Source organism: Bradyrhizobium xenonodulans, assembly GCF_027594865.1.
GTDB lineage: Bacteria > Pseudomonadota > Alphaproteobacteria > Rhizobiales > Xanthobacteraceae > Bradyrhizobium > Bradyrhizobium xenonodulans.
Genome location: NZ_CP089391.1, coordinates 4118005 through 4130501 on the forward strand (window position 1 = coordinate 4118005; position 12497 = coordinate 4130501).

Consider the following 12497-nt stretch of genomic DNA (forward strand, 5'->3'; position numbering starts at 1 on the left):
GGGAGATGTGGACATCCGGCCGCGTGCTGGGGATTCAGGCAAGCGCGACCACAACGCTGATGCCGAACGAACACAGGGCAAGCGGTATGTGTGTCCGTAGTGATCCGGAATGGAATCCTAACCATCCTTCGCGTACATCGCGGGACATCGATCGGCGGCCACTTCCACGGGCATCACCCTCTGATCGCGCTACATGGGGTTGGGGGACCACATGGGGCGGGGGAATGAAGGCTGGGGCAAGGTGACGAGGTCCGGACTCCTAGGCACTCCGGACCTCGAAACTTTTTAGATTGAACGCAATTTCGCGCCGCCGGCTCCATGAGCCGCGCGGCGCGAAGTCGTTTTGGACACCTGCCCGATTGCCCGTTAGTTCGGCACGTTCCGCTCGAGATCTTCCAGCCAGGCCGCCGCACTCGAATCCGAAGGCGCACGCCAGTCGCCGCGCGGCGACAACGAGCCGCCGGCGGAAACCTTAGGCCCGTTCGGCATCGCCGAGCGCTTGAACTGGCTGAACGCGAAGAAGCGGCGCAGGAACACCTCCAGCCAGCGGCGGATCTCGGGAAGATCGTAGGCCCTGCGCTTGTCGGTCGGGAATGCCGGTGGCCACTCGCCCTTGGCGACGTCCTTCCAGGCCTGGAGCGCCATGAAGGCGATCTTGGAGGGACGCATGCCGAACCGCAGCGTGTAGAACAGATTGAAATCCTGAAGCTCGTAGGGACCGACGGAGGCTTCGGTGCTCTGCGGCTTTTCGCCGGGCTTGACTGGAACCAGCTCGGGCGAGATCTCGGCCGACAGGATCGAGCCAAGCGTCCGGTTCACGTCGCCGCTGAATTGCTTCGAGGCGATCACCCAGCGGATCAGATGCTGGATCAGCGTCTTCGGCACGCCGGCGTTGACGTTGTAATGCGCCATCTGGTCGCCGACGCCGTAGGTGCACCAGCCGAGCGCCAGCTCCGAGAGATCGCCGGTTCCTATGACGATCCCGCCGTGATGGTTGGCGAGGCGGAACAGGTAATCCGTACGCAAGCCTGCCTGCACGTTCTCGAAGGTGACGTCGTAGACCTTCTCGCCCTTGCCGAAGGGATGGCCGATGTCCTTCAACATCTGCGTCGCCGTGGTGCGGATGTCGAGCTCCTGCCAGCTCGTCTGCAACGCCTTCATCAGCGCCAGCGCGTTGGTCTTGCTCTCGCTGCCGGTGGCAAAGCCCGGCATGGTGTAGGCGAGGATGTTTTCACGGGGCAAGCCGAGCAGGTCCACGGCCTTGGCGGCGACGATCAGCGCATGGGTGGAATCGAGACCACCCGAGACGCCAATCACAACGCGCTTGGTGCCGGTCGCGCGCATGCGCTGCACGAGGCCGGCGACCTGGATGTTGTAGGCCTCATAGCAATCCTGCTCGAGCAGGCTCTCGTCGCTCGGCACGAACGGAAAGCGCTCGACCTTGCGCAGGAAGCCGATATCCGCGGCCGGCGGCTTCAAGGCGAAAGTGATCCTTCGGTAGAAGCCTTCACGCTGGCGGCGGTTGTCGTCGAACGTCCCCATCAAGGCGCGTTCCTGCCTGAGCAGGTCGAGATCGACATCGGCCGTCGTGATCTGGCCGCCCTGGCGGAACCGCTCGCCCTCGGCCAGCAGGACGCCGTTCTCGTAGATCGAGGTCTGGCCGTCCCAGGCCAGATCCGTGGTCGATTCCCCTGCCCCGGCGGCAGAATAGACGTAGGCCGCAAGGCAGCGTGCCGAGGTCGACTGGCACAGCAGCGCGCGAGAGCGCGCCCGGCCGATCGTGATTGGGCTGCCTGAGAGATTGATCAGCACGCTGGCGCCAGCAAGTGCGAGTTCGGACGCCGGCGTCACCGGGATCCACATGTCCTCACAGATCTCGACGCCGATGGTCAGGCCCGGCACGTCCTCGGCCGCGAACAGAAGGTCGGTGCCGAACGGTGCGTGCAGCCCGCCGAAGGCGATCGTCTCGCCGGCGATGCCGGCGCCGGAGGCGAAATGCCGTCCCTCGTAGAATTCGCGATAGGTCGGCAGATAGGACTTGGGCACGACACCCAGGACGTTGCCGCGGTGAATGACGACGGCGCAATTGTAGATTCGATGACCGAAGCGCAGCGGTGCGCCGACGATCAGGACGGTCATCAGGGCCGAGGAGGCCTCGACGATCGAGGCCAGCCCGCGCTCGACCGCATCGAGCAGCGGGTCTTGCTTCACGAGGTCTTCGATCGCATAGCCGGACAGGCACAGCTCGGGAAACACGGCGACCGCCACCGACTGCTCATGGCAGGCATTCGCCGCCGCCAGGATCGCCTTCGCATTGGCCGTGGGATCGGCCACATGGGAGGTGGTGACGCATGCCGCCACGCGCGCAAAGCCGTGGGCGTAGATCGAGTGGAACGTCATCGAGCGCAGTACCCTTAATCTTGTCGCGGCCGCAGCCGTCAGTTCCGGATCATATGTAGCCCATCGACCGGGTCCGGTGCAGGCCATCCGCCGTCATGCATAACGGATTTGCGTGTTCGCCGGCCCGACCGGGCGACGTCAGGCACTGCGGGCCAGCACGCTGGAGAGGTCGTCGCGCAGCCATTCGGCGATCCGGGGCCAGACATGGGCGTGGGTGCGCGCGCCCATGAACAGGCCGAGATGATTGCTGGGCTCGGAGGCCACCGCAATGAAGGCCGGCGGCGTGCCGAGCAGAGCAGCGGTGGCAAGTGCCTGTGTGGCCGGCACGACGTCATCGTCGAGCCCGGCCAGCAGGAAGACCGGCGCCTTGATCGCCTTCAGATCGACCTCGCGGCCGAGTGCGACGAAGCGCCCGCTCGCGATCCGGTTGTCCCGGAAGATCCGGTTGACGATCTCCAGATAATACGCGCCGGGCAGATCGAGCGTCTCGGTATTCCAGCGGTCGAACCGCGCGAGCAGTGCTGCGCCCTCCTCGTCCGAGAGGTCCTTCTGCAACGCCACCGCGATATCGTCATGGCTGGGCGTCTTGGACCAGAAGCGCAGCATCTCCTCGCCGCTGACATTGCCGCCGCCGCGCGCAACGAGCTGGTCGTAGACCGCCTCGGGCGCGTTGCGCACCAGCCGCGACAGCGCGGAGTCGATCGAGAGGTCGACGGGCGCGCCGACCAGGACCAGCCGCCGCACCTTGGCGGGAAAACGCGCCGCGTAGAGCAGCGATAGCCAGCCGCCCTGGCACAGGCCGACCAGATCGACCGGCGCGCCGATCTCGTCGATGGCAACGTTGAGATCGCCGAGATAGCTGTCAATCGTGAGATGGCGCATGTCCGGCGTGGCGGAGCGCCAGTCAGTGAGATAGACCCGGTCGATGCCTCCCTCTTGCAACGACTGCACCACGCTGTGGCCGGGCGCGAAATCCGCGATCAGGGCACGATGCAGCGCATAGGGCGCGCAGACCAGGGCCGGCTGACCGGACTGCTTCCGCGTATAATCGCGCAGACGCATGGTTGTGAGCTCCAGCGCGACGGAGTTTGGCGTCGTCCATGGCAACGTGCCGGCGGCCGGCTCCGGCGAGCTGCGATCGACCCACCAGAGACATGCGTCCATGGCGAGCCGCGCCGCCGCAAACGGCCATAGCAGCGGATCACCCGGAGCATGCTCCGGTCCGCCCTGCCGTTTGCCGCTCTTCTCCACCATGCTTATCCTGCAATCCTCACAGGAACGCCTCGAGACTAACGACCGAGATGCCGCGCTCGCGAAAACTCTGATGGGTCGCGGCCACCGAGCCTTCGAGATCGATGCCGCGGCATGCGTCCTCGATGACGGCGACCTCGAAGGCTGCCTTGCGGGCATCTTCCGCCGAGAAGCGGACGCAGAAGTCCAACGCGAGGCCAGCAACGAACACGGTCTTCAACTCGCGTTCGCGCAGATATCCGAGCAAGCCGGTCGGCGTCTTGTGGTCGTTCTCGAACAGCGCCGAATAGGAGTCGATGCCGCGGCGAAAGCCCTTGCGTACCACGATATTTGCTCCGATGACGTCGAGCTCCCGGTGGAATTCGGCACCCGCCGTGCCCTGCACGCAGTGTGTCGGCCAGAGCACCTGGGTGCCGTAGTCGAGCTCGATGGTCTGGAACGGCTGCTTGCCCGCATGGTTCGCCGCGAACGAGACATGGTCCCCCGGATGCCAGTCCTGGGTCAGCACGACATTGGTGAATTTTTGGGCGATTCGGTTGATGGCCGGGACAACCTTCTCGCCGCCGGGGACGGCGAGCGCTCCGCCGGTGCAGAAATCGTTCTGCACGTCGATCGCCAGCAGCACGTCGCGGTTGGAAATCTTCATCGTGAGGTCCCATTCCAGCCGTCCGGCGCGACAGGCACCGAAGCGCTCCTGTCCAATGTCGATCTTCCCGCGCCGCTTCGCAACCACCGACGACGTGCGCCGATGTCGCGCAAACGGCGCCCCTCGTCACTGGGATGCAACGGTTTGGCCTCATCCGAGTTGACTAGGTCCACCCAAGGACGGAATCTAAATACCGTTCGCAATCTGCGGATCGGAATGGAGCGGAGGAAACGGTTCCCGCAAGCCTGCACGGCGCGGCAGCCTCATGGTCATGACTATCGGCAAGACAGGGCAAATTCTTCTCGCCGACATCGGCGGCACCAATGCGCGTTTCGCGCTGAGCCGGAGCGACTCGGGCAATGGCGACCAGACCGGCCCGATCGACTATGTGAAGGTCGCCGACTTCCCGACCGTTCGGGAGGCCATCACCGACGTTCTCGCGCGGCGATCCGAGGGTAAGCAGCCCGCACGGGCCGTGCTGGCCGTCGCGGGACCCGTGACCAACAACCGCTGCGTCATGACCAACAGTCCATGGGTCATCGACGGCAACGAGCTTCAGCCCGCCCTCGGCTTCGACAGCGTGCACGTGCTCAACGATTTCGAGGTGGTGGCGTGGTCCCTGCCCGCCTTGCAGCCCGCCGACCTGATCTCGCTCGGCGGACAGGATGGCCTTCCCGGGGAGCCGCTGCTGGTGGTCGGCCCCGGAACCGGCTTTGGCGTCTCCTGTCTGGTCGAACGCCATGGCGCCCGGCTGGCGGTCGTCACCGAGGCCGGGCACGCGACTTTGCCGGCGGAGAACGAGCGCGAAGAGCATGTGATCGCCTGTCTGCGCAAGCGTCTCGGCCATGTCTCCATCGAGCGCGGCGCGCTCTCCGGCTCGGGCTTGCAAAGCCTCTACGAGGCCCTGGCGGAGGTCGACGGCGCCCAGGTGCCGCACCGCGATGCGGCCGCCATCACCAAGGCGGCACTGGAGGGCAGTTGCCCCGTCAGCCGCGCGACGCTGGAGATGTTTTGCGCCATCCTCGGCTCGGTCGCGGGCAATCTCGCGGTGACCTTTGGCGCGCGCGGCGGCGTCTATATCGCCGGCGGGATCGCGCCGCGGTTTCCGGACTTCCTTGCGGCCTCGGCCTTCCGCGCGCGCTTCGAGGCCAAGGGACGCTTCCAGGATTACTTGCGCAACATCCCGACCAGGCTGGTCACGAAGCCCGATGCCAGCTTCCTCGGCCTGAAGATGTTTGCCGACCACAATCCGGATTGAGGCACAAGCGCCCTCCGGTTCCAGTCATGCACAGCTGATTGCAGCGCACGCGCGGTTCCACGCAGGATCGTGCTTGCCCGTTTGTGTCCGATGAGAAACAATTGCCGGAGTGTGTGGCGTAGTTGCGGGGGCGTGACATGCGTAAGCAGGATCTGGGTTTCGACTATCACCGCTATCATCGCCTGCTGACCGAGGCGGACGACGACGACAAGCGGCTGGCCCTGATCGAGCTCCTGATCGAGGAGAAGGCGCGCGACCGCCTGGCCGCACAGCGCGCCTCGGATCGCGCGGCCATGACGGCCCATACCATCGCCACGGTACTGAGGAACGGCCGCAACTGAGACTTGCAGGGCCGTTCGCCGCTCGCGGCAAACACGCAACCGATTGCGATTCCATTAACGATCCCTCGAAAGCTGACGTCAAACCTTTTGCTCTAAGAGTTCCCTCACCTGATGCAATTCAGGGATCAACAAAGGGGGGAATGAACATGAGCATGATTTCGCTCGCCGCGATGCCGGCTGCCGTCGAAACGCGTTTTACCAATTCGTCGTTCAAAACCATCTTGCTGTTCTGCTGCGTGGGCCTGGTCGCCTCGCTCGGCCTGATGGCGCACGGCATCGACCTCGGCGCCGGCCTGATGTGAGATTGCAACACGTTCTTTCGCCAAATGGCCGCCCCTTACGGGCGGCCATTTTCATTGGCGATCTCGATGAGCGGTCCTCTCAACGCGGTGCCTGCTCAATGCGGCGCCTTGCCGGCCGCCCCCGGAAACAGCGAGTCGATCATCGTCTTGAGCTGATCGAGGGAAATCGGCTTGCGCAGGATCGGCCGGCGCCGGAGCAAGGACGGCAGCAGCTCCGGCCCGTAGCCGGTGGCAAACAGGAACGGCTTGCCGCGGCGCTCGATCAGGTCGGCGACGGGATCGACGTAGAGGCCCTTCAGATTGATGTCGAGGATGGCGAAATCATATTGCGCGGTCATCGCAAAGGCGCTGGCGTCCCTGACATTGTCCGCTTCCGCAACGACATGGTGGCCGAGTTCCTCCACCATGTCGGCGATCATCATCCGGATCAACGCCTCGTCTTCGACCAGGAAAACGGAGAGTCCGTCCGCCATATCAACCCCGCAGTCAGCTTGCGAAGCTAATCATAACCGAAATGCGGAGAGGATTCACGAATTCGTGGCGGGCGCCGTTAATTCAGACGTCCGCAATCGGATTCAACTTGATCAATCCAGCCCGCGCTCGTGGCTGAGGCGCACCATCTCCTGGATGAAGACCTGCTTCTGCTTGTCGTCTAGGCTCGAATAAAGCGGCTCGGCGGCGTCGGCGACGTTACGCTGGTCGGCGGCACGGTCGATCAGGAACTGCGACTCGTTGCGCATCTGCTCGATGATGTCGTCCGGCGGATCCCGCTTGGCCCGCGCAACCCGAAGGTTGAGCCGCTCCGCGCCATTATGCCCCAGGTAGTGCATGGCGCTCGAGAAGCCGAACCAGTGCTTCTCCTGATCGGGCGTCAGGTTCAATTCGGTCTTGATCCGCTCGATATAGGAATCACTGTTGGCGACGATCTGCTCGGCGGTCTGTTGCGGCGCGCCGGTCTGGGTGAGGACGGTGACATCCTTATTGTCTTGCGGCGCGTTCTTGGCTTCCTTGCTTGCCTTGGCGCCCTTGCCCGCCTTGCCACTCTCCTTGGCGCTCTTGGCATCCTTGTCCTTGCCGGCGCCCGGCTGCTTGGAATCCTTGCTGGCGTCCTTGTTTGCGTCCTTGGCAGCCGGAGCCGGCTGATTGTTGTTATTGACGCCGAGCACGCCGGTGAAGACGCCGACAACGCCGCCGATCGCACCGCCCAGCACGCCGCCGACCGGACCGGCCGCCTTGTTGCCCGCAGCAGCCCCGTCCTGAACGCCCTTGACCAGGCCTTGTGCATGCGCAACTGCGGCTGCGCCAAGCAGCAGCGCGAGCACGGAGCCCAGCACGAACCACCGCCGCAGGTGAAGCCGCGCAGGCGGCGCCGGGTTGATCATTCTGGTCTCCATCGTCAATCCGATTATCCTCTCGGGTGGGAGCCACCCGCCGGTTGCAACTCTATCGTTGTCGCCGCTTCGAGGTCCAGACGCAGCCAATTGCTGTCCACGCCCGAAAAGTGTTTCGCGCGAAGCGGTTATGAAGGCTTATTCGAAACTGCGGCGTAATTGCGCACGAGGCGTTCCTAGGCCGGTTCAGGCGACGTGTGCGTCGCAAAAAGCCGGCGATCGCAGCTCACCACCGGCGCAGCTCGCACGATCCAGGACACAACGTTAGTTCTATGCGCGAGCCCTCCGGCTTTCTCGACAGACGCGATCAATCATGATCTGATCGCGCTACCAATTTGTTGCTGCGGCTTGGTGAATTGCCATTGTAGCCGACGGCATCAATAAGAAAATCGAACAACAAGAACTCGGAAAAGACGTCTTAGAGGAAACTCCAACAACAAACACCCAGGCGAGGAAACGAGATGTCACGCAAGAGACTGACGCGGCGTCAATTTGTGGCTGCCACTGCAATGTCCTCCGCGGCGCTGATCACGGCGCCCTATGTCCGGGGCGCTTACGCCGCCGGCAAACTCTCCATCGGCTTCTGGGACCACTGGGTGCCAGGCGCCAACAAGGCCTCTACCGACCTCGTCAACGAATGGGCCGCCAAGGAGAAGGTCGAGGTCTCCATCGATTACATCACCAGCAATAACAAGAAGCTCGAACTGACCGTCGCCGCCGAAGCGCAGGCGAAATCAGGTCACGACATTCTCCAGATGCCGACCTGGTGGCCGCATGCCTATGCGGAGCAGCTCGAGTCGGTCAGCGACATCATGGAGCCGATCGTCAAGCAGAACGGCGAGGTCAACGGCACGACCAAATATCTCGGCCAGGCCGGTGGCAAATGGCTTGCCGTCCCTGCCACCGTCGGCAGCCAGATCAAGGGCCCCTGCTCGCGCATCGACCTGATGAAGCAGCATGCCGGGATCGACGTCCAGGAGATGTATCCGGCGGGCAGCACGCCCAAGGACGAGAACTGGACGATGGAGACCTTTCTCAAGGCCGCCGAAGCCTGTCATAAGGCCGGTTTCCCGTTCGGGATCGGCCTCGGCGAGACCACCGACAGCGTCGATACCGCCGGTGCGATCTTCCAGTCATTCGGCGCCGAACTGGTCAATGCCAAGGGCGACATCACGGTGAAGACCGACGCGGTTCGTCAGGCCCTCGAATTCTACAAGAAGCTGATCGCCGTGCTTCCGACGGACGCGCCCTCCTGGGATGACGCGTCCAACAACAAATGGTTGATCTCGGGCCGCGGCGCGCTGATCCTGAATCCGCCGAGCGCGTGGGCCGTTGCCAAACGCGACGCACCGCAGGTCGCCGAGCAATGCTGGACTCACGGCATGCCGGCCGGCCCGAAGGGCCGCTTCGCACCGTTCCTGCCCTATTTCTGGGGCGTCTGGGCCTTCGGTAAGAACAAGGAGGCCGCCAAGAGCCTGCTGACCCATCTGTCGCAACCGTCGTCGATCGAAAAGTTCGTCGCGGCGAGCGGCGGCTACGACCTCCCGGCTTTCGCGAACATGACCAAGCTGAAGACGTGGGCCGAGGAAGGGCCGCCGAAGGGCACGCTCTATAGCTACCCCGACCCGCATGGCCGTCAGACGATGTCGATCGCGGCCTCGCCGGCGCCGCCCAAGATCGCACAGCAGATCTACAACCAGGCCACGCTGACCAAACTGGCGTTGCGCTATGCCCGTGGCGAGACCATGGAGCAGGCGCTCGCCTGGGCCGAGGGCGAGTGCGAAGGCTTCATGCGGAGCTGATGCCGGCATGTGCCATGGCGGTTCGCGCGTTCGCGCGTGAGCCGCCGGGGATTCCATCCGTACCATCCCCTTCCGAGCGAAGCCGACCGATGCGGCCGGCTTCACCGTTGAACCTTCCGTAAGAAAGTTTGACCATGGCCGATGTCGTCGTTGAGCAAGGTCGCTCCGTCCGCGCTGCGAGTCCGCGCAAACGCGCCAGCCTGCGCAATGCGCTGAGGCGGAAGTCGACGATGGCGTTTTTCCTGACGCTACCGCTGATTCTCCTGATCGCGCTGCTCGTGCTCTATCCCGCCTTCTATTCCATGCATCTGGCAACGCTGAACAAGTCGATGCAGAAGTTCGTCGGCTTCGGCAACTTCACCTTCCTGTTCAAGCGTGACACGTTCTGGATGGTTGTGAGGCAGTCCTGCATCTTCGCCCTCACCGCCGTATTCTTCAAAGCGCTGATGGGCTTCATTGTCGCGCATTTCGTCCACAATCTACCGGCCAAGGGGCAGCGTAAATGGCGCGGCATGCTGCTGGTGCCGTGGGTGATCCCGCCCGCGATGAGCACGCTGGCCTGGCTGTGGCTGTTCGACCCCTCCTACAGCGCCTTCAACTACACGCTCTCCTTCTTCGGCATCGGGCCCATTCCCTGGCTCGGCGACACGTTCTGGGCGCGCTTCTCCGTCATTCTCGTCAACGTCTGGTACGGCGCACCATTCTTCATGATCATGTACCTGGCGGCGCTGAAATCGGTGCCCGACCAGCTCTATGAAGCCGCGTCGATCGACGGCGCCAATTGGTGGCAGAAGATCTGGCACATCACCTTGCCGATGATGCGCAACATCATCGCCATCACCACGCTGTTCTCGCTGATCGTCACCTTCGCCAATTTCGACATCGTGCGCATCCTGACCTCCGGCGGCCCGCTGGATTCGACGCATCTGTTCGCGACCTGGGCGTTCCAGGTCGGCATCCAGAGCAGCGACATTCCGCTCGGCGCCTGCGTCTCGCTGTTCATGGTGCCGATCCTCGCAATCGCGGCGATCTTCATCCTGCGCGATGTCAACAAACGTGGGAACGAAGCCTGATGAGCACGCTGGCAATCGATAAGGGCGGTCCTACGCGCAAGGTCAAATACCGGAGCATGAGCCGGGATCGCGCCTGGGCGCTGCGTTGGTCCTACTTCTTCCTGGTGCTGTTTGCGATCTTCTCGCTGACGCCGCCGATCTACATGCTGATCACCTCGCTCAAGAGCAGCGCAGAAATCTCGGCGGCGACCAATCCCTGGTGGGTGTTTCATCCCACCCTGTCGAATTATGTCGAGCTTCTGTCCTCGAACCAGTTTTTGCGCTTCTTCTGGAACTCGGCGATCGTCTCCATCGTGGTGGTGACGATCACGATGCTGATCAGCATTCCCGCGGCATTCGCACTCGCGCGGATGAAGTTCTGGGGCTCGACGACGCTCGCGACCGGCGTGTTCCTCACCTACCTCATCCCGGACAGCCTGCTGTTCATCCCGCTGTTCAAGATGCTCGCGGTGTTTCAGGACCTCACCGGCATCACGCTGCTCAATCGCTGGTACGTGCTGCTGTTCATCTATCCGACGCTGACGGTGCCGTTCTGCACCTGGATCATGATCGGCTATTTCGCCTCGATCCCGAAGGAGCTCGACGAGGCCGCGCTCATCGACGGCGCCTCGTGGCTGCAGACCCTGACGCGGATATTCATTCCCGTGGCGCTGCCCGGCCTGATCGCGGCGACGATCTTCGCCTTCACGGTGTCCTGGGCCCAGTTCCTTTATCCGCTGGTGTTCACGACATCGATCGACCAGCTCGTGCTGCCGGTCGGCATCACCACCACGCTGATCAAGGGCGACGTCTTCAACTGGGGACAGATCATGACCGGCGCGCTGCTCGGCGCGGCGCCACCGCTGATCATCTACGCCTTCCTGATGGACTACTACATTGCCGGCCTGACCGCCGGCGCGACAAAGGGTTGAGAACGAGGGGTTGAAGTGCAATGGCCGACGTTTCCCTGCGTAAGGTGATCAAGCGTTACGACGATGTCGAAGCCGTGCGCGGCATCGATCTCGACATCGCCGATCATGAGTTCATCGTGCTGGTCGGACCTTCCGGCTGCGGCAAGTCGACGACGCTGCGCATGATCGCAGGCCTCGAGGACATCAGCGACGGCGACATCATGATCGGCGGCGACGTCGTCAACGACGTGCCGCCGAAGGACCGCGACATCGCCATGGTGTTCCAGAACTACGCGCTCTACCCGCATATGACGGTCGCCGAGAACATGTCGTTCGGGCTGCGCCTGAAGCACTATCCGAAGGCCGAGATCAAGGCGCGGGTCACGGAAGCGGCCCGCCTTCTCGACATCACCGAGCTGATCGACCGCAAGCCGAAGCAGCTCTCGGGCGGCCAGCGCCAGCGTGTCGCGATGGGCCGTGCCATCGTGCGCAACCCGAAGGTCTTCCTGTTCGACGAGCCGCTGTCCAACCTCGACGCCAAGCTGCGCGTGCAGATGCGGATCGAGATCAAGAAAGTGCACCAGAAAGTGCGCACCACCACGGTCTACGTGACCCACGACCAGGTCGAGGCGATGACGCTGGCCGATCGCGTCGTGGTGATGAACAAGGGGCGGATCGAGCAGATCGGCACCCCGAACGAGCTCTACCACAAGCCGGCCACGCGTTTCGTCGCGGGCTTCATCGGCTCGCCCGCGATGAACTTCATCCCGTGCCGACTCGAGGATTCCGGCGGCGCGCTCCAGATCCGCCTCACCGACCGCATCGCCTTCGCGCTGCCGCCGGCCCGCGCCGCACACTACAACGCGCTGCCGCGCACCGAGAAGCTGCTGCTCGGCATCCGGCCCGAGCATCTCACCGAGTCGCACGCGTATCTGGGCCCGGGCGTCGAGACCTTCGACACCGTGCTCGACGTCACCGAGCCGATGGGGATGGAGACGCTGGTCTATTTCGGGCTCGATGGCACGCCCGTCTGCGGCCGCGTCGATCCCAATGCCGGCGCCAAGGACGGAGCACCCATGCGTTTGGCGATGGACCTCAACAACATGCACCTGCTAGACGAGTCCTCCGGCGCCGTGTTGTAAC

General features: G+C 63.6%; 12 protein-coding genes. 7 read left to right on the forward strand and 5 right to left on the reverse strand.

What is annotated here, in order from left to right; genetic code table 11:
- Positions 1 to 366: 366 nt before the first annotated feature.
- The 3 genes from I3J27_RS19360 to pncA form a co-directional block, all read right to left on the reverse strand.
- Positions 367 to 2400: an NAD(+) synthase gene (locus I3J27_RS19360; RefSeq protein ID WP_270172522.1), complete on the reverse strand. Its 2034-nt coding sequence runs from the start codon at positions 2398 to 2400 to the stop codon at positions 367 to 369.
- Positions 2401 to 2538: 138 nt separating this feature from the next.
- On the reverse strand, positions 2539 to 3654 hold the full coding sequence (locus tag I3J27_RS19365; protein ID WP_270172524.1) for an alpha/beta fold hydrolase: 1116 nt from the start codon (positions 3652 to 3654) through the stop codon (positions 2539 to 2541).
- Between the two features lie 16 nt (positions 3655 to 3670).
- Positions 3671 to 4297, reverse strand: coding sequence for a bifunctional nicotinamidase/pyrazinamidase (gene pncA, locus I3J27_RS19370; RefSeq protein WP_270172526.1), 627 nt, complete (start codon positions 4295 to 4297; stop codon positions 3671 to 3673).
- Positions 4298 to 4568: 271 nt separating this feature from the next.
- Here pncA and glk point away from each other — a divergent pair, with 271 nt between their 5' ends.
- The 3 genes from glk to I3J27_RS19385 all read left to right on the forward strand — a co-directional run bounded on the left by glk (position 4569) and on the right by I3J27_RS19385 (position 6198).
- Positions 4569 to 5555, forward strand: a complete 987-nt coding sequence (glk, locus tag I3J27_RS19375) for a glucokinase (RefSeq protein WP_270172841.1) — start codon at positions 4569 to 4571, stop codon at positions 5553 to 5555.
- A gap of 137 nt (positions 5556 to 5692) precedes the next feature.
- On the forward strand, positions 5693 to 5896 hold the full coding sequence (locus I3J27_RS19380; RefSeq protein WP_270172528.1) for a hypothetical protein: 204 nt from the start codon (positions 5693 to 5695) through the stop codon (positions 5894 to 5896).
- A gap of 146 nt (positions 5897 to 6042) precedes the next feature.
- The gene (locus I3J27_RS19385; RefSeq protein WP_270172531.1) at positions 6043 to 6198 is read left to right on the forward strand and encodes a hypothetical protein; all 156 of its coding nucleotides are present in this window, start codon (positions 6043 to 6045) and stop codon (positions 6196 to 6198) included.
- Positions 6199 to 6293: 95 nt separating this feature from the next.
- Here I3J27_RS19385 and I3J27_RS19390 read toward each other — a convergent pair whose 3' ends face one another.
- Entirely contained in the window at positions 6294 to 6671 is a 378-nt protein-coding gene (locus I3J27_RS19390) for a response regulator (RefSeq protein WP_270172533.1), read from the reverse strand.
- Between the two features lie 111 nt (positions 6672 to 6782).
- Complete coding sequence (locus tag I3J27_RS19395) at positions 6783 to 7580, reverse strand: Spy/CpxP family protein refolding chaperone (RefSeq protein WP_270172534.1); 798 nt, start codon at positions 7578 to 7580, stop codon at positions 6783 to 6785.
- A gap of 470 nt (positions 7581 to 8050) precedes the next feature.
- Here I3J27_RS19395 and I3J27_RS19400 point away from each other — a divergent pair, with 470 nt between their 5' ends.
- From I3J27_RS19400 to I3J27_RS19415, 4 genes are all read left to right on the forward strand, one after another.
- Positions 8051 to 9391 (forward strand): ABC transporter substrate-binding protein, encoded by a 1341-nt coding sequence (locus I3J27_RS19400; RefSeq protein WP_270172536.1) that lies wholly within the window; start codon positions 8051 to 8053, stop codon positions 9389 to 9391.
- A gap of 134 nt (positions 9392 to 9525) precedes the next feature.
- Positions 9526 to 10464 carry a carbohydrate ABC transporter permease gene (locus I3J27_RS19405; RefSeq protein ID WP_270172538.1) on the forward strand — a complete coding sequence of 313 codons (939 nt, stop codon included), beginning with the start codon at positions 9526 to 9528 and terminating at the stop codon, positions 10462 to 10464.
- Positions 10464 to 11375, forward strand: a complete 912-nt coding sequence (locus I3J27_RS19410; RefSeq protein ID WP_270172540.1) for a carbohydrate ABC transporter permease — start codon at positions 10464 to 10466, stop codon at positions 11373 to 11375. The genes I3J27_RS19405 and I3J27_RS19410 overlap by 1 nt, the downstream gene beginning before the upstream one ends.
- 20 nt (positions 11376 to 11395) lie before the next feature.
- Complete coding sequence (locus tag I3J27_RS19415; protein WP_270172543.1) at positions 11396 to 12496, forward strand: ABC transporter ATP-binding protein; 1101 nt, start codon at positions 11396 to 11398, stop codon at positions 12494 to 12496.
- Position 12497: the final 1 nt, after the last annotated feature.